Source organism: Actinoallomurus sp. NPDC052274 (assembly GCF_040679475.1).
GTDB classification, from domain to species: domain Bacteria; phylum Actinomycetota; class Actinomycetes; order Streptosporangiales; family Streptosporangiaceae; genus Actinoallomurus; species Actinoallomurus liliacearum.
This window is the reverse complement of record NZ_JBFAUT010000002.1, coordinates 233,325-250,626: the sequence shown is the minus strand read 5'-3', so window position 1 is coordinate 250,626 and position 17,302 is coordinate 233,325. Positions and strand designations below refer to the sequence as shown.

The window sequence follows — 17,302 nt, the reverse complement described above, 5'->3', positions numbered from 1 at the left end:
GTCAGCCGTCTTCGGCTGCGCAGTCGGGGCACCGGCCGAAGATCTCCACGGTGTGGTCGACGTCGGTGAAGCCCGCTTCGGCGGCGACGCGTGCGGCCCAGCGCTCGATCGCGCGTCCTTCGACCTCGACGCTGCGGCCGCACGAGCGGCAGGTCACGTGGTGATGGTGGGCGCTGGTCTCACAACGGCGGTAGAGCGTCTCACCGCTCTCGTCGCGGAGGGTGTCGACCGCGCCGTCCGCGCTGAGGACCTGGAGCTGCCGGTAGACGGTGGTCAGCCCGATGCGCTCGCCGCGGTTCCGCAGCTCGGCGTGGATGTCCTGGGCGCTGCGGAATCCCGGCAGGTCGGCCAGCACCTGACCCAGCGCCTCGGCCTGCCGCGTGCCCCGCACGCGCGTCCCCCTGCCGGCCGCGGAGGCCGGCCGCGCCGGACGAGTGGTCGAGTGTGAGGTCATGGACACCGCTCCGGCCGGTCTTCGTCTGATCATCGGTCGCCTCCCGACCGTATCAATCCGCCGGACCACGGCCTCCGGTTCGCACGCGCGCCCCGGCCGGGCGTGGGTCGGTCTCGAAGCCGGCGTCCGTATCTCGACTCGGTACGACCCGGTACGCCGCGTCACCGGGCGGGGGTCGGGCGGGCGAGGAAGCCCAGCAGGTCGAAGGATCCGGCCGGCGCTTCGCGGTGCAGGCCGGTGAGCATGCGGGTCACCGCGGTCGTGACCGCGGTGACCCCGGCCCTCTCCTCCGCCCAGCGCCAGTCGCCGTCCGGGTTGGCCTCCAGGAAGACCGGGACGCCGTCACGGAGGAGGAAGTCGAACGCGCCGTAGCGGAGTGACATCGCGGCGGCGAGACGCGTGGTCGCGGACAGCACCGCCGCGGGCGGTTCGGCGGACCGGATCTCGACCCGGTCCGCCGCGGTCCACGGATCGGCGGGCGACTCCTTGCCGACCTCGAATCCGTGCACCTGCCCGGCCACGTAGTAGACCCGCCACTCGGCCTCGTGCTCGACGTACTCCTGCACGAGGACGGGTGGGCCGGGGCAGGGGCGGCCGGGCAGGGCGGTCCGCTCGACGATCGTGGGGAAGATCCCGCTCAGCCGCCCCGGCGCCGCCTCGACGAAGTGCCGGTGGACGGCCTTCACGACCAGCCGCCGGCACGTGAACGCGTCCCGCGCGCGGGACGGGTCGGTGGTCAGCATCGTCCGCGGCACCGCGACCTCGTGGCGGCGGGCGAGGCGCAATTGGGACAGCGGTCCCGGCCCGTACGGGCCGATGCTCGTCGGGGAGATCGCCGCGAGCTGCTCGGCCGCGGCCTGCCAGGACTCCTGGAGGAACACCCGGTGCGCCGGGTCGCCGCCGTCCTCGATCGCGCGTACCGCGAAGTGCCTGGTCCAGGTCACGGTCGGGACGATCCAGCGGCCCCGCACGCAGGCGGCGCCGCCGTCCGTGTCGACCACCAGGGCGGCGGCGGACAGCTCGTCGGAGTTCAGGCGGAGCGCGCGGACCCCCGCGCCGGCGAGCAGGCCCTGCACCGCGTCCAGGTCGGCGTCGCAGGAGCGGCTGAGGAGCAGGACGCAGGGGACGGGCCGCGGCCGGACGTCGAGGACGCGGGCGGGAGCGGAGAGCTGGTCGAAGAAGGCCGCGACGCCGTCAGGCATCGCCGTCGGCCAACAGTTCGTCGGCCATGACCAGGAGCTTGGTCACCGTGGCGGTCACGTGCTCGGGCGCCGTGGGGAGCCGTTCGGCCACGCGGCGCAGCAACGGCAGGTCGAACTCCGGGCTCCGCGCGGGCGGCGCCGTGTCCCGTACCCGGACGAGCAGTTCCAGAACGCTGGCCATCTCGGTCGCCAGGAGGCCGAGCGAGTTCATGTCGCCGAGGTCGCAGCGCGGTCGGCTGTCGCGGTCCAGCACCTCCAGCACGCCGATGCACTCACCGTCCGCGATCAGCGGCGCGGCCATGATGCTGCGCGGCACGTAGCCGGTGGACTCGGCGGCGCCCCGGGCGAACATCGGGTTCTCCGACACGTCGTCGACGACGAGCGGCTGGCCGCCCATCACCGCCCAGCCGGCGATTCCCGTGCCGGCCGGGAAGCGGGTCCCCGGCAGGTGCTCGTCGCCCTCGCCCGCGACCGCCTCGAAGACCAGCTCTCCGGTCGCCTGGTCCACCAGCAGCACGGACGTGGCGGCGGCGCCGAAGATGCTGCGGGCCACTTCCACGAAGGACTGGAGCAGCCGCTGCTGCGTCAGGTCGGCGCTCTCCGGCAGGTCAGTCGACATGCGCGCCTCCAGTGGGTTCGGCGACGTTCTCGGCGGCCGAGTAGAGGACGGACTTGAGCTGGAACGGGGTGAGCGAGCGGTGCTTGCTGAGGATGAGCGCGCTGATGCCCGCGATGTGCGGGGTCGCGAAGCTGTTTCCGGTGCTGAGGATCTCCCGGCCGCCGCTCCAGGCCACGCGTACCCGCACGCCGCGCGCGTAGAACTCGACCGGCGGCGACGGGTTGTAGTAGTAGGTCATCGGGTCCGGTCCATCGTGGCTGGCCACCGAGATGACCGCCGCGAACGGCCACGGATAGCTGCGTACCGGCATGTTGTGGGCGGACGCGACGATGACACAACGCCGGAAGTACGCGCGGTCCGACAGCTCGCGCAGCGCGTCGCAGAACTGCGGCTTCGTCGTCGACAGGCTCATGTTGATGATGTCGTAGCCCTCGTCGATCGCCCAGCCTAGCCCCGCCAGGAGGGCGGCGCCCGTGCCGTGTTTGCCGCCCGCCAGGACGCGCACGGAGGTGAGCGACACGGCGGGGGCGATGGACCGGATCACGCTCGCGCACGCCGTGCCGTGACCCGCCTCGTCGCCGGGTTCGGTCGGCACGACGACCGGGCCGTCCTCTCCGGGGACCACGTCCATGGCACGGTCCAGCCCGCCGACGAGGGGATGCGACGCGTCCACCCCGCTGTCGAGCACGCACACCCGGACCCCGGAGCCGTCGGCGTCCCCCCAGGCCCACTCCCGGGTCACGGACCCGATCGGGCTGACCTCGAAGCGTTCCTCGGGCACGGCGGACGCCGGCATGCTCCAGGCCGGCACGCCGGGAAAGTGGTCCCGCGGCGGCCTCCGCCACGGCGGAAGATCGGTCATGGGACCTCCTTCGTCGGCCCCATGACCAAGGTGCTCTGCCTCTTGACTCCCTCGCTTCGCTCGGTCATGGGACCTCCTTCGCCGGCCCCATGACCAAGGTGCTCTGCCTCTTGACTCCCTCGCTTCGCTCGGTCATGGGGCATCCCCCGGTTCGCCGGCTCGCAGCCAGGCGCGCACCCGGTCGGCCGGCAGCGTGACGCCCTTCGTCTCGAACCTGCGCAGGGCCGCGGTGCCCTCGATCATCGCCTGGTCGGTCAGACCGGCCGCTCTGAGCACGATCGCGAGGTCGAGGAGCGTCTCCCCGGCGAGGCAGAGGTCGTCGGCGTCGACGCTGAGGTCCCGGGCAGCCGTCGCCGCCGTCACCGCCTCACCGTGCCGCCCCTGCGCGGACGCGATCCGGCCGCGCAGCGCGGCCGAGCCGATCCGCGCGCGCAGGCTCGTGAGCCCGCCCTCCCGCTCGACCCGGTCCAGCGCGGACGCGGCGGCGGCGAACTGGTTCTGGTGGAAGAGCTCCCGGGCGATCGCGACCTCGGTGTTCTGGGCGTCGACGGTGTTCCGGGTCGCGCGCAGCACGCTCAGGCTCTGGCGGTACCGCGCCTCGGCCGCGTCGTGCGCGCCGGCCAGCGACTCGACGAAGCCGTGCGCGTCCATGACCGCCGCGGCGGCGAGGTCGACGTGCAGGTCGCGGGAGTACGCCAACGCGTCCGCGAGCGTACGCCGCGCGCCGTCGATGTCGCCGGTGAGCGCCTCCAGGTGCGCCCGGGTCACCAGGACCGGGACGAGCAGGGCGCGGTTGGCGGCGAACCGGTCGGTCAGCATGGCGCACAGGTCCAGTCCCGGAACGGCCGGGGTCCGCGTCCACTGCGCCAGTTCGCAGATGGCGCACAGCAGCCGGTCCTCCTCGTACCGGTCCCCCATGGCGCGCGCCTGGATCAGCCCGAGCCGCAGCGACGCCTCCGCCGACGCGGCCCGTTCGGTCAGCAGGTCCAGGTAGGCGAGGAGCTGCCGCAGCCGGCACCAGCTGAGGTGGTCCTCGGGGTCGTCCTCCAGGACGGCGGTGAGCAGGGCCGCGTCCGCGGTGACCGTCTCCGCCGGCGCCCGGCCGAGGCGGAGCATGACGATGCCGCGCTGGATCGCGCACGTGGCCGTGTTGCGCCGATCGTCCGGCAGCGCGGCCTCGGCGGCGGCCAGCGCGCTCAGGCACCGTGCCTCGTCCCACAGCCACAGCCCGGCGTCGCAGATGTGCAGCGCGAGCGGGGTGTGCCTCGCGTCGCCGGCCGGGAGCAGGTCGCGGCCGCGCTCCAGCAGTTGGACCGCCGCCGGCAGGTCCTTGCGGTTCAGCGCGTTCATGCCCTCCGCGATCAGGGTGTTCGCCGCCGTCTCCGCCAGCGGCGGCAGGCTCGGACTGCCCGGCCGTAGCTCCCGGCGCAACCGGCAGGCGGCCTCGACGTGGTACGCCAGGGCCATCGCGTCCTGCGGTCGCCGTCCGGACAGCCATTCGGCCAGGAGGTCGTGCCAGTGCGCGCGCCGCGTCTTGGGAGTGAACTCGTACGCGGTCTCGCGCAACAGCGTCTGGGCGAACCGGAACGTGCCGGCCGGGCCGCGCTGGAAGACCCGACGCCGGACCAGCCGCGCCAGCAGCTCGTCGGTCACGGCCGCGCCGATCCCGTCCGCGTCGGCCATCACCTGGAGCAGGTCCCGGGTGAACTCCCGCCCGATGACCGCGGCGACCTCCAGCAGCCTGCGTTCGGTGGCGGGCAGCCGGTCCAGCCGCGCGCCCAGCATCGCCTGGATCGTGGGCGGCGTCTGGGCGCCGGGGGCGGTCTCGGCCAGGACGTCCACCAGCAGCTCGGCGAACAGCGGATTCCCGTCGCACTGCGCGGCGACGCGGCCGTACACGTCCTGGTACTCCTGCGGGTACACGTCGCTCTGCAGGATCAGGCGGCCGACCAGCTCCGCGCTCTGCTCGTAGGTCAGCTCGCCGAGCTCCAGCGTCATCGCGCACGGCTTCCCGCCGCCCCAGGCCGGGCGGGCGTCCAGCAGCTCGGTACGGGCGACGCACAGCAGCAGGACGGGAACGTCGTCCAGCCAGGTCGTGATCTCGTCGATGAGGTCCAGGAGGGTCGCCTCCGCCCAGTGCAGATCCTCCCAGACCAGGACCACGGGGCGTTCCCGGCTGAGGACGTCGAGCAGGTGCCGTACCGCCCAGGCGATGTCCTCGACCCCGACCTGACCGGTGTCCCCGCCCCGGCCGGCCTCCTCGTCCCGGCCGTCGTCCGCGGCCCACTGGTCGCCCCCTTCCCTGAGCGCGTCCCCGCTGCGGACCCCGTCCCGGACCGCGTCCCCGCCGCGGCCGGTCTCCTCGTCCTGGCCCGGGCTCTCGTCCTGGCCCGGGCTCTCGTCCTGGCCGGGGCCCGCGTCCTGGCCCACGACCGTGGTCAGGGTCCGCGCCGCCAAGCGGTGTGCCCTCCGGGCCGCCGGATCGGCGGCCCCGTCGAGGAGCCGGGTGATCGCCGGCCAGCCACCGGGGTACGAGCCGAGCATCTCCGCCAGCGGCTTGTACGTGATGCCCCGGCCGTACGCCGAGCAGCGCCCGAACAGCACGGTCACCTCGTCGTCCGGCAGCGTGGCGAGGAACTCCTGGACCAGCCGCGACTTGCCGATCCCGGGCACGCCGAGCACCGTGGCCAGGCAGACCTGCCGTCTCTGCCTGGCCCGCCGGAAGACGTGCCGCAGCTCGTCCAGTTCGTCGTCGCGGCCGATGAACGGCGTCGCCGGCGCGGGCCGGTCCTCGCGTGGGACCGCATCGGTGACCCGCCAGGCCGGAACCGGGCGGGCCTTGCCCTTCAGCCGCAGCGGCGCGACGGGATCGATGCCGACCCGGCCGCGGACCATGGCGGCGGTGTCGGCGCAGAGCAGGATCTCCCCCGGCTGGGCGGCGGTCTGCAGTCGGCTCGCGGTGTTGACCGAGTCGCCGATGACGCGGAAGTCCTCGCCGGGCATCGTGATCACCACGACGTCCCCGGTGCAGATCCCGGCCCGCGCCTCCAGCCTCACCTGGTAGTGAGCGCTCAGCTCGGCGCTGAGGTCCTCCAGCGCCGCGAGCGCCCCGGCGGCGGCGCGTGCCGCGCGGACCGCGTCGTCCTCGTGGGCGACGGTGGCGCCGAAGGCGGCGAGGATCGCGTCGCCGATGAACTTCTCCACCGCCCCGCCGTGCTCGGCGATGCACGCTCCGCAGGCCGCGAAGTAGCGGTCCATGATCTGCCGCAACGGCTCGGGGTCCAGCCGTTCCGCGAGCGCGGTGGAGCCGACGATGTCCAGGAACAGCATGGACACCTTCTTGCGGGTCTCCTGCTGCGCCGTCCCGGCCGCCAGCGGGGCGCCGCAGCCCGCGCAGAACCGATCCGCCTCGCCGGTGTGCCGTCCGCAGGCCGGGCAGCTCATCGGGCCCCGCCCGGAGTCCGGGCGGCGGGCGCCGCGTCCGAGGCGGGCGCACCGTCCGCACCGGACGCCGCATCCGGACCGGACGCCGCGTCTGAAGTGGGCGCTCCCTCCCGAGTGGGCGCTCCCTCCGGAGCGGGCGCCGCCTCCGGAGCGGATGCCGCCTCCGGAGCGGATGCCGCGTCGGGGGCGAGTGCCGTGTCGGGGGCGGGGGGTGATTCGGGGTCCGTGGTGGGGAGGGCGACGCCCGCGCAGACGCCGGCGAGCATGACCAGCACTCCGGCCGCCGCGAAGATCGTGTCGATGGGGCCGAACCGCAGTCCGGCCGCCGAGCCCGTGAAGTTCCGCAGGCCGGAGCCGGCGAGCCAGCCGGCCGCCAGCGCGCCCAGCATCGACGCCAGCCGCGTGACCGGGTAGAACACGGCCATCACCCGGCCCGTGTACTCGCGGGGCGCCGCGGCGAGCAGCAACGGCGACATCGCGGTGTTCAGCATGGTGAGCGGGACCGCGAAGACGAAGAGCAGGGCGACACCGGCGGCGAAGTCGGCCTGCCGGGAGTAGGCCACCAGCAGCACCCCGCTGACCAGGAGACCGCCCCAGGTGGTCCGGCGCGCCCCGATCCACTGCACCATCCGGCCGGAGCACAGCGCGCCGGTGATGCCGCCGAGGCCCATGGCCATGCCGAGGTAGCCGTACAGGTGGGCGGAGGCGTGCAGGTTCTTGGTCACGAAGAAGACGTTCAGTGTGTTGAGGGAGCCGGCCCCGCACTGGCCGATCACGGCGAGCGCCAGGAGCGCCACCAGGAACCGGTTGCCGGCGAAGTAGCGCAGCCCGGCCGTGAACTCCTGCCGCAGGCCGCTCCGTCCGGGTTGTCCGGTCGTCCGCACCACGTCGTCCGGCCCCGGCGGGACCGACCGGATGGCGACGTACGACACGGCGTACGAGAGCGCGTTGAACAGCAGGGCCCACTGCAGGCCGACCGTGAACAGCAGCGGCGCGGCGAGCGGCGGCCCGAGGATCCAGGCGGTCTGCCCGGTCGCCTGGGCGATGCCGGCCGCGCGGGCGAGGTCGGCCTCTCCGGTGACGTGGTCCCCGATGACCGCGAACCGCGCCGGCGTGAAGAACTGCCCGGCGGCGTTCAGCGCGAACACGGTCGTGTAGATGAGGCCGAGCCACGCCCCGGCCGGGAGGGCGTGCGCCGGCAGGAACGATACGACGGTCAGCAGCGCCACCAGCGCGCCGCGGACCACCTCCGTACGGAGCATGACGCCGCGCCTGCTCCACCGGTCGACGAACACCCCCGCGAGCGGGCCGACGAGCAGCACCGCGCCGCCGGTCGCGACCAGGACGCCGCTGACCGCCTCCGGGGCCCACGGCCGCCCCTTGGCCAGGACGACCGCCATCCACAGCACCAGGGTGGTGCTGAAGACGGCGTCCCCCACGGACGAGACCGCCTGCCCGATCCACAGCCGGGTGTAGGCGGGGTTGATCAGCGTGAGCCGACGGGCCATCAGGATCGCGCCGATGCGAGGAGCAACGACATGAGGGCCGTGACGAGCGTCGTGTGGTACGCCTTCCCGAAGAACTCGGCCGCCGAGACGGGGTCCGTCGCCATGAGCGCCGCCGACCGGGCGGGGATCGCCCCGTCGGGCCGCTGGGCGCGGGCGAGGCACTCGACGGCGGCGACGCCCGATGGCGTGTCCAGCGGGTCGTGGCCCAGGCAGAACCGCGTCATGACGAGTTCGGCGACCAGGTCCCACCGGTCGTGCTCGACGCAGTGGTCCAGCATCCGGCGGGCGAGGTCGTCCGTCCGCTCCAGCGCGTAGCCCGGCCCCGGCTTGGCGCGCCCGAAGTCGCTGAGGAAGAAGGCCGAGTGCGTGAGGGCGTAGGCGTCCTGGGTCTCGAGCGGCGCGCCCTCCGTGGCCGCGGTGGCGACCAGCGCGACCAGCGGGCTCAGCGCGACGAGTTCCTCGTACGGCTCGATGCCGTGCTCGACGCCGGCCTTGTCCGCGTAGTACCGGGTCTCCAGGCGCAGGTACGGCGACTTGCCCGCCGGAGAGAAGTAGCCGTCGGCGGCCAGCCGCGCCAGCGCCGCCCGGCACAGCCGGTCGTCGATCCCGGATGGCGCCAGCGCCGCGTAGATCAGCGCGTACTGGGGTGCCCAGTCGGGCTGGGTGGCGATGAGCCGCTCGAAGTCCGGGAGCTGCCAGAGCGTCCGGATGAGCGTGGTCGCCTCGCGCAGCCGGTCGTCCCCGCCGTCCAGCCGCCCCTGGCAGTGGCACAGCAGGGCCAGTTCCAGCGCGGCCTTCACCGGCCGGTGCGCGGCCGTCCGGGCGCTTTCGGAGTAGGGATCGAAGAACTCCAGGTTGCGCCCCAGCCAGTGGAGCGTTCCCTCGGTCAGCCGGTCCAGGGACGACGGCATGGCTACAGGCGCCCCATCTCGTCCAGGCAGTCGAGCAGGGCCGCGTCCACGGTGTCGTGGAAGTCGGCGAGGATCCGTTCGTCCTCGCCGTACCGGTACAGGTCCTCGCAGGCGATCCAGCGTTCGCGGGTCACCGCGTCCGGCAGGTAGCCCTCGGTGACCGTGCCGACCTTCCAGTCGGGCTTGCCCGCGGTCTCCCAGCAGCTCGACAGCGTCCCGTCCGCGCTCACCACCGCGCCGTACCGGCCCGCGTGACCGCAGGTGTTGCACTGCCGGCGCGCCTGCGGGCGGGTCACGGTGAAGCCCAGCTCGAGGGCCCGGCGGTGCCACCGGGTGAAGGACGCCGCCAGCTCGCCCGTGTGCAGCAGGTCGTTCCCGTATCCGACGCCGACGTCCCCGACCCGGGCGAAGTAGATCGTGCACCGGGTGGGGTCGAGCGCCGCCGCGAGACGTCCGATCAGCGCGTCGATCCCCCGATGGTTGTGGTGGGAGACGTTGACCCGCAGGAGCCACCGGACCGTCGACGCCTCGGACGCGCGGGCGATGTTGCGGACGATGGTGTCGAAGGTCCCGCCGTGCGACCGCCGTACGCGGATCCGGTCGTGGTCGGCGCGGTCGCCGTCGAAGGTGACCTGGATCGTGTCGAGGCCGAGGTCGGACAGCTCCCGGGCCAGGCGCGGGGTCAGGAGGGTCGCGTTGGAGATCATCCAGGCGCGCGACAGGCCGTAGTCCGCGGCCCGGGCCAGCAGTTCGAGGCAGCCGCGCGCGTTCAGCAGGGGTTCCCCGCCGAAGAGCAGGATCGTGAGCTTCTCCAGCTCGGCCGCCGCCATCCGCCGGCCGGCGAACTCCAGGATCGACGTGATGGTCTCCGAGGTCAGCCGCGCGTGGGTGATCCGCGGCGGGCGGGTGCCGCCCGCCGTGTCCTGACCGACGTTCTGGAAGCAGTAGCCGCAGCCCAGGTTGCAGTCGGTGCTCGTCAGTACGGTCAGTGAGAAGGCGATCTTCGGCGCGGCGGCCAGCAGGCCGTGCTCGTCCAGCCGGCGCTCCGTCCCCGACCGCAGCGCTCCGTCGGGGGTCAGGTGTCCGGCGCGCAGGCGGGCCACCCCGCCCGGGCCGAGGAACCACCAGTTCCGCTCTCCCTTGAGGAGCCGCGCGCCGCTCGACCGGCCGGCCTCGTCCAGGTCCACCGCACCCTCCCCATCGCCGGACAGGGCGTTCGTCGTGCCCGGTGATCCGAAAAGTACGAATTCGCGGTATGAGGACGATTGGCCACCGGTTGGATTCCGGTAAAACCGCAGGAGGGCGCGCGCGGGGGTGCGGCGCTGGCCCGAAGGTCGCATGGAGCCGTTCCGAACGGCAGGTGACCATGGGTCCCGGCTGACGAGGAGTGATGATGCCGGACACCATCGCCTATCGGACCGGCACCTACCGGACCGCCGATCCCGAGGAGACCTGGGAGCGGGTACGGCGGAGGCTGCCGCGCTTCGGCATCACCCGCGTGGCCGACATCACCCGGCTGGACGACATCGGGCTGCCGGTCCACGTCGCGTACCGGCCCACCGGCCTCACCTACGCGGTCAGCATCGGCACCGGTGACACGGCCGCGCAGTCCCGGGTCAGCGCCGTCATGGAGAGCATCGAGACCTGGCACGCGGAGAACATCGTCCTGCCGACGGCCGCCCGCGCCCCCGCCTCGGCGCTCGACCTGGGCTATGACGTCCGGGCGCTGAACCTGGCGCCCCGGTCCCCGCTGACCTCGGACGTCGTGCTGGACTGGGTCAGCGGGCGCGGCCTGCTGACCGGCCGCGAGATCCTGGCCCCCGTCGACTGCATCCGGCTGGACGGCACCCGGTGGCATGACTGGGCCGCGGCGTTCTTCTGGCCGACCAGCGGAGGTCTCGCGACCGGGAACACCGAGGCCGAGGCCGTGCTGCACGCCCTGCACGAGCTCGTCGAGCGGGCGAGCGCGGCCGCCCTCCGCGACCGGCCCCTCGCGCTGCGCCGTCACGTGGATCCGGACGGCTGCGCCGACCCGGTGACCCGGCGGATCCTCGACGCGTTGCGCGCGGCGTCCTGTTCCGTCCTGGTCAGCGACATCACCGGGCCGGCGGCGCTGCCGTGCTACGCCGCGACCGTGTGGTCCCAGGACGTCCCCATCCGGTGCGCGGGGTTCGCGTGCCACGTGGACCCGGCGATCGCGGTGGGCCGGGCGATGGCGGAGGCCGTGCTGACCCGGCTGGCCGTGATCTCGGGGGCGCGCGACGACATCGACGGCGGGGCGTACCGCGAGATGTCCGCGCCGCCCGAACCCGTCGATCCGGTCCCCGTCCCGGCCGACGTCGGCTGGACCGACGACGGCGACCTGACCTCGGTGATCCGGCACTGCGCGTCCCGGGTGGCCGCGGTCACCGGCTTCGAGCCGTTCGTGGTCCGGCTGGACCACGAGGACATCGGCATCCCCGCCGTGAAGGTCATCGCCCCCGGGATCGGCGGGACGCACGCCGGGGCGGAGGCGCGCTCATGAGACGGCACCTCGTGTTCGTCGGGCCGACGCTGCCGCAGGCGGAGGCCGCCGCGCTCCTGCCGGGCGCGGAGATCCGGCCGCCGGTACGCCACGGCGACCTCCTGCGCCTGGACGTCGGCGCCGGGGACGTCGTACTGATCATCGACGGGCTGTTCCTCCAGACCGCCGCGGTCCGGCACCGCGAGATCACCTACCTGCTGCAGCGGGGCGTCACCGTGGCCGGCAGTTCCAGCATGGGCGCGCTGCGCGCGGCCGAGCTGTGGCCGTACGGCATGCGCGGCTTCGGGGAGATCTTCCGGCTCTATCGAGACGGGGAGATCGACGGGGACGACGAGGTGGCGATCGTGCACGGCACGGCCGAGGACGGCTACCGCGCCTACAGCGACCCGCTGGTCGGCATCCGGATCGCGCTCCGCGACGCGGCGGCGGCCGGTGCCATCGGCGCGGACGACGCGCGTCTGCTGCTCGACCTGGCCATCGCGCTGCCGTTCCGGTCCCGCGGCTTTCGCGCGCTGGAGACGGTCGCCCGCGCGCACGTCCCGGCTCGGGTACTCGAGGCGTTCCGGTCGTGGCGGTCGGCGCACGACACGGACGCCAAGGCGGTCGACGCCCGGCTGCTGCTGGCGGCCGCCGCGGCCGGCGATCCCGAGCTGCGCCCCGCCGGCCCCGGCGACCGGCCGGTCCGCAACGTGCACACGTGGACGTTCGACATGTGGGAGCACCGCTTCCACGGCGCCGAGCACGGCGACGCGTGGGTCGCCGACGTCGACGCCACCGCCGCGCTCCGCCTGATCCACCCCGCGTTCCCGGACCTGCACCGCCGGCAGGTCCTGTCCCGGGTCACCGGCCTCGACCCCGACCATCCGGCGCTCGCCGAGCAGGCCGTCGCCGTCGCCCGCGCCAAGGGCCTCGACGCGTCGGGCACGGACGGCTGGCTCACCGAACGGGACCTGGCCGGGCCGGCGGACGAGGCGCTCGTGACCCTCCTGGTACGCGCGTGCGGGATGACGCACGTCAGGTCGTGGTCGAGGTGGGACCTGCCCCCGCGGCTGCGGACCCCGGCGGCGATGGACTGGGGCCGCGAGGTGGTCGTCGCCGCGCGCCGGTGCCGTGAACGGCTGCTCGGGCCCGTGCCCGACGGAGCGCCGCGCCGGCGGTTCCGCGCCGAGGTCGCCGACCAGGTCATCGCCCGGCAGTGGGGCTGCGACCCCGGCGACCTGGCGCGACACGCCTGGGACCGGGGCATCCCCGACCTCCCCGAGCTCCGGCGGCTCGCCGAGCCGTTCGTGCCCCTGCTGAAGAGCCGTCAGTCCGGCGACGCCGTGATGATCAGTGACGCCAGCGCGGTCACGAGCGTCGCCTGATAGGCCTTCCGGAAGAACGCGACCGGCGTCGCGGACCCGTCCGCCCGGTCGGCATGCGAGCGGCCGGGGATCGCGCCGTCGGGCCGCTGCGCCCGCGCGAGCAGCCGTACGCCGGCCGCGCCCGACGGCGTACGCGCCGGATCCGCGCCGAGGCAGAACTGCGTCAGCAGGAGTTTGCCGACGAGGTCCCACTCCCCGCGTCGTACGCCGCGCTCGGTCAGCTCCTCCACGACGCGCAGCGCCCGCCGCCGCGCCTCCGGTGTCAGCCCGGGATCCCGGAAGCCGAAGTCGCCGAGGTAGAAGACGGTGTGCGCGACGTTGCAGGGTTCCAGCTCGGCCGCGGAAAGCGTCCGCCGGGCCAGCTCGCTGGACTCGTACAGCTCCCCGTAGGACTCGATGCGGTGCGCCACGCCGGCGAGATCGGCGTAGTACCGCGTCTCCAGGCGGAGGTACGGCGACTTGCCGCGCGGCGCGAGGTAGCCGTCGGCCGCCAGCCGGGCCAGCGCGGTCCGGTGCGGGCCGTCGGGGGTGGGCGCCAGCGCGCCGTACATCAGCAGGAACGGCCGCGCGTAGCGCCGATCGGCCGCGAGGCGCCGGGCGAAGTCCGGACGCCGCCAGACGCGTTCGACGAGAGCGGTCACCTCACCCAGGCCCGGGTCCGCCGGCCGGACCTTCGCCCAGTAGTGACGCAGCTGCGCCAGTTGCAGGAGCGCCTTCGCCCGCGGGGTCACCGGCAGCTCCGCGGACGCCGACGCGGAGTCGAGGTAGCCCGCGTTGACCCGGACCCACCGCAAGGCGTTCGCCGACAGCGTGTCCAGGTCGGCCGTTCGCGTGTCCATGGCCTCGCCTCTCGGCTCCGTGCGCCGCCCGCTCGATGACGTCGGCCGCGCGGGCGGCGCTGTCCACCGCGGCCAGCCTGCGGCCGAGCTCGCCGGCGCGCCGGCGCAGCCCGCCGTCCCGCCAGGCCGACGCCAGCAGTGTCGACGGCTCCGGCGTCGGCACGCTCGGGACCCGTACCGCCACGCCGGCCCGGACGCACGCGCCCGCCAGCAGCGGCTGCTCGGAGCCGTTGGGCGCGACGCCGAGCGGCCGGCCGCGCAGCAGCGCCGACAGCACCGGCGCCGACGTGCCGCTGGTCAGCACCAGCCCGGCCCGGTCGATGAGCGGCCCCATCCACGGCTTCCGTACGACCAGGAGGTCCGCGTCGGGATCGGGGTGCGGATCCGTCGACCGGCCCCGCTCGACCACGCCCTGGAACGGGCCGCCGGTGAAGGCGGCGTTCAGCACCGGCCACAGGTCGGTCCCGCCGAAGGTGCGGCCCAGGTGCACGTAGACGACGGGTTTGGCGGACCGGCGCAGGCGCGCGTCGATCGCCGCGAGCTCGGCCGGGTCCGCCGCCGGCTCCCAGGCCAGCGGCCCGACGTGGTGCACCCGCTCGGGCAGCACCGCGCCCGGGTACTCCAGCGTGGGATCGCCGCGGAGCAGGAACGCGTCGCCCAGCAACGGATCGTCCCTGGGGCTGCGCCGGCTCAGACCGGCCTCCTCCCGCAGGGCGGCGTACAGCCGCAGCGACTCGCGGGTACGGTCGTCGCGGGTCCGGCCCAGCGGCGGCTCGCCCGCGCCGCCGGCCCGGTACGTCCACAGGTGCACCGACAGCCCGACCACCGCCACCGGGAGGTCCAAGACCTCGGCGGCGAGCAGCACGCCGTTGCACAGCACCGAGGTGACCAGCAGATCGGCCCCCGTCTGCGTGGCGGCGCGCAGCGTCGCCCGGTACTGCGCCAGGCCGGTGGGACCCCACCAGGTCGCGGAGAACCCGCGCCGCTCGCCGAAGTCCTCCGCCGCCGCGAACGGCAGCCCGGCCACGGCCACGATCGGGGCCGCCGTTCGCCGGCCCAGCACGCCGACGACGTGCCCCCGGCGGCGCAGCTCCAGGCCGGCCGCGATCGCCGGGTACAGGTAGCCGCCGTCGCTGAGCGGGCAGAGCAGGATCTTCATGGCTTCAGACCCACGTGGCCGGCGAGGAAGGCCAGGCACTCCGCGTGCAGCGCCACCGCGCGGGAGGTGGCGCGGACGCCGTGACCCACGCCGCGCTCGAGCCGGAGCAGCACCGGGCCGCCGGACGAGGCGTGCTGCAGGGCGGCGCACATCTTGCGCGCGTGCAGCGGGTCCGTTCGGGTGTCCCCGTCGGAGACGGTGAACAGCACGGCCGGGTACGGGGTGCCGGGCGTGACGCGATGGTAGGGGGAGTAGCCGAGCAGGACGCGCAACTGGGCCGGGTCGCTCGCACTGCCGTACTCGGGCACCCAGCTCGGCCCCATCCCGGACAGCTCGTAGCGGACCATGTCCAGCAGCGGCGACATGCAGACGGCGGCGGCGTACTTGTCCGGGTGCTGGGTCAGCGCGGCGCCGACCAGCAGGCCGCCGTTGGAGCCGCCCATGATCGCCAGTCGGTCGGGCCGGGTCCAGCCGGCCGCGACCAGGTGGTCGGCCGCCGCGGCGAAGTCGTCGAACGTGTTCTGCTTGTGCTCCCGGCTGCCGGCGCGATGCCACTGCTCGCCCTCCTCGCCGCCGCCGCGCAGGCACGGCCAGGCGAACACCCCGCCGGCCCTGACCCAGGCGAGGACCTGCGGCGTGTACCGGGGTGACATCGACGTGGCGAACCCCCCGTACCCGGTGAGCAGGGTGGGTCGCGGGGCGTCCGGCCGCCCGGTCGGGGAGATCACGAACATCCGTACCGTGGTCCCGTCGCGGGACAGGAAGGCCACCTGCCGGGACGCCACGCCGTCGGCCCCCGGTCCCGGCGCGTGCCCGTCCGGCGTCCAGGGCGCGACCTGACCGCTTCGCCGGTCGTAGTGCAGCACGTACGGCGGCGTGGCGAAGTCGGTGTAGGCGAACCACGCCTCGTGGCCCCCGCCCGGCCGTACCGAGAAGGCGCCGATCGAGCCGGCGCCGGGCAGCGGGACGACGCCCACCTGGCGGCCGTCGGTCAGGTCGTGGACGGTCACCTCCGCCGTCGCGTGGCGGACCCAGGCGACCAGCCCGATGGGATGAGGCAGCTCCGGGCCGGTCAGGACGGCGAGGTCGGTGAGCACGGCGTCGGGACGTTCGGCGACCACCTCCCGCCAGGCGTCCGCGCCACGGTCGAGGTCCGCGGGGCGGCACGCGACGACGCGACCGCGCGGGGCGCCGTGGTCGGTGCGCAGCCACACCGTGTCGTACGGGCCGGTGCCGGGCGCGACGTGCAGCCGGGTGCGGTCCCGCGTCCCCTCCTGGACCGGCCGCAGCCGCGGGCGCTCCGGCGGCGCGGCGGACAGGTCGGCCAGGTGGACGTCGGTCCCCCGGCCGGTGCCGGTGGTGGCGGTGACGGCCAGCCAGCGGCCGTCCGCCGTGACGGCCACGCTGTAGAAGCGGGTCTTGTCCCGTCCCTCGCCGAACACCACGACGTCCGTATCCGGGTCCGCCCCGACGCGGTGCAGGCAGACCCGGCGGTGGTAGCGCTCCTCACCGGAACGCCCGCCGAGGTGCCTGACGTAGTAGAACATCGCGCCGTCGGGCAGCCAGCCGATCGAGGAGCGCCGCACCCGATCGATCGGCCCGTCGACGACCGACCCGGTGGCCACGTCGAGCACCCACAGGAGCGAGTCCTCGGTGCCGTCGCGGGAGATCTGGTACGCGAGCAGGCCGCCGTCGACGGACGGCTCCCAGGCGTCCAGCACGGTACGCCCGGTCGGGTCCAGGGCGGCCGGGTCCAGCAGCACGCGCTCGCCCGCCGCGCCGTCGGCGACGAGGAGAACCGGGTGTTCCTGGTCCGGGCGTTGCCGCGGCCAGAACGTCCGGCCGCCGCGGACCTTCGGCGTCAGCACCCGGTCGGTCGCGGTGAGCGCCGCGACCTCCGCCGTCCAGCGGTCCAGGTCGGGCCAGGTGTCGCGGTCCGCCTGGTAGAGGGCGTCCTGCCCGGCGCTCCAGCGCACCGTCCGTGGATCCGCGGCGTCCTCCAGCCGGCGGTACGGGTCGGGGATCCGCCGTCCGTGGAGCTCCTGCACCACGTCCTCGCGGGGGGCGTCCGGATACCGGCGACGCGATGGCCTGACGGCGGCTTCCAATGACTCCTCCGTGATGGCGGGCCTCCTGGTGGCGGGTCCGAGGACGAACGCGGGCCCGGCAAGGACGGGTCCGGGAACGACGCGGTGACGGGTCCGGGAACGACGCGGATCCGTGAACGGCGGGCGGCCGGTCCGGTCTCCGGCCGGCGCGGACGGCGCCGGAGAGGCCGGAGGTCCCGCCCGCCGTCACGGCATGGAGTCGTCAGAGCTGGTTGCTGTTGTTGATGACGCAGCCGGCGAACTCTTCGTCCTCGTCACCGTGCGCGACGACCTCGATGTCCTCGGACTCCGGGGCGTTGTCCTCTGGC

The 17,302-nt window shown here is 74.4% G+C and carries 13 protein-coding genes; 2 read left to right on the top strand and 11 right to left on the bottom strand.

The genetic code is table 11. The features are described from left to right. Nucleotide 1: 1 nt before the first annotated feature. From AB0K82_RS03000 to AB0K82_RS02965, 8 genes are all read right to left on the bottom strand, one after another. Entirely contained in the window at nucleotides 2–391 is a 390-nt protein-coding gene (locus tag AB0K82_RS03000; RefSeq protein ID WP_364392010.1) for a Fur family transcriptional regulator, read from the bottom strand. Between the two features lie 224 nt (nucleotides 392–615). Further along, complete coding sequence (locus tag AB0K82_RS02995; RefSeq protein WP_364392008.1) at nucleotides 616–1,656, bottom strand: hypothetical protein; 1,041 nt, start codon at nucleotides 1,654–1,656, stop codon at nucleotides 616–618. Further along, nucleotides 1,649–2,275, bottom strand: coding sequence for a GAF domain-containing protein (locus AB0K82_RS02990; protein ID WP_364392006.1), 627 nt, complete (start codon nucleotides 2,273–2,275; stop codon nucleotides 1,649–1,651). The genes AB0K82_RS02995 and AB0K82_RS02990 overlap by 8 nt, the downstream gene beginning before the upstream one ends. Beyond that, nucleotides 2,265–3,137 carry a S8 family serine peptidase gene (locus tag AB0K82_RS02985; RefSeq protein ID WP_364392004.1) on the bottom strand — a complete coding sequence of 291 codons (873 nt, stop codon included), beginning with the start codon at nucleotides 3,135–3,137 and terminating at the stop codon, nucleotides 2,265–2,267. Before AB0K82_RS02985 ends, AB0K82_RS02990 begins: the two co-directional genes overlap by 11 nt. A gap of 132 nt (nucleotides 3,138–3,269) precedes the next feature. Further along, nucleotides 3,270–6,581: an adenylate/guanylate cyclase domain-containing protein gene (locus AB0K82_RS02980; protein WP_364392002.1), complete on the bottom strand. Its 3,312-nt coding sequence runs from the start codon at nucleotides 6,579–6,581 to the stop codon at nucleotides 3,270–3,272. Then, nucleotides 6,578–8,089: an MFS transporter gene (locus AB0K82_RS02975; protein WP_364391999.1), complete on the bottom strand. Its 1,512-nt coding sequence runs from the start codon at nucleotides 8,087–8,089 to the stop codon at nucleotides 6,578–6,580. The genes AB0K82_RS02980 and AB0K82_RS02975 overlap by 4 nt, the downstream gene beginning before the upstream one ends. Further along, nucleotides 8,089–9,000, bottom strand: a complete 912-nt coding sequence (locus tag AB0K82_RS02970) for a hypothetical protein (protein ID WP_364391996.1) — start codon at nucleotides 8,998–9,000, stop codon at nucleotides 8,089–8,091. Before AB0K82_RS02970 ends, AB0K82_RS02975 begins: the two co-directional genes overlap by 1 nt. 2 nt (nucleotides 9,001–9,002) lie before the next feature. After that, entirely contained in the window at nucleotides 9,003–10,187 is a 1,185-nt protein-coding gene (locus AB0K82_RS02965) for a radical SAM protein (protein WP_364391994.1), read from the bottom strand. Nucleotides 10,188–10,393: 206 nt separating this feature from the next. Between AB0K82_RS02965 and AB0K82_RS02960 the strand changes: the two genes are divergently transcribed. After that, nucleotides 10,394–11,524, top strand: coding sequence for a YcaO-like family protein (locus AB0K82_RS02960; RefSeq protein WP_364391991.1), 1,131 nt, complete (start codon nucleotides 10,394–10,396; stop codon nucleotides 11,522–11,524). Further along, on the top strand, nucleotides 11,521–12,888 hold the full coding sequence (locus AB0K82_RS02955) for a TfuA-like protein (RefSeq protein ID WP_364391989.1): 1,368 nt from the start codon (nucleotides 11,521–11,523) through the stop codon (nucleotides 12,886–12,888). The genes AB0K82_RS02960 and AB0K82_RS02955 overlap by 4 nt, the downstream gene beginning before the upstream one ends. Here AB0K82_RS02955 and AB0K82_RS02950 read toward each other — a convergent pair. The 3 genes from AB0K82_RS02950 to AB0K82_RS02940 are packed head-to-tail and all read right to left on the bottom strand — an operon-like array spanning nucleotide 12,831 to nucleotide 16,994. Next, nucleotides 12,831–13,619 (bottom strand): hypothetical protein, encoded by a 789-nt coding sequence (locus tag AB0K82_RS02950; protein WP_364391986.1) that lies wholly within the window; start codon nucleotides 13,617–13,619, stop codon nucleotides 12,831–12,833. The two genes, AB0K82_RS02955 and AB0K82_RS02950, sit on opposite strands and share 58 nt — an antisense overlap. Continuing rightward, nucleotides 13,531–14,886 carry a hypothetical protein gene (locus tag AB0K82_RS02945; RefSeq protein ID WP_364391984.1) on the bottom strand — a complete coding sequence of 452 codons (1,356 nt, stop codon included), beginning with the start codon at nucleotides 14,884–14,886 and terminating at the stop codon, nucleotides 13,531–13,533. The genes AB0K82_RS02950 and AB0K82_RS02945 overlap by 89 nt, the downstream gene beginning before the upstream one ends. Next, nucleotides 14,883–16,994 (bottom strand): prolyl oligopeptidase family serine peptidase, encoded by a 2,112-nt coding sequence (locus tag AB0K82_RS02940; RefSeq protein WP_364391981.1) that lies wholly within the window; start codon nucleotides 16,992–16,994, stop codon nucleotides 14,883–14,885. The genes AB0K82_RS02945 and AB0K82_RS02940 overlap by 4 nt, the downstream gene beginning before the upstream one ends. Nucleotides 16,995–17,302 lie beyond the last annotated feature (308 nt).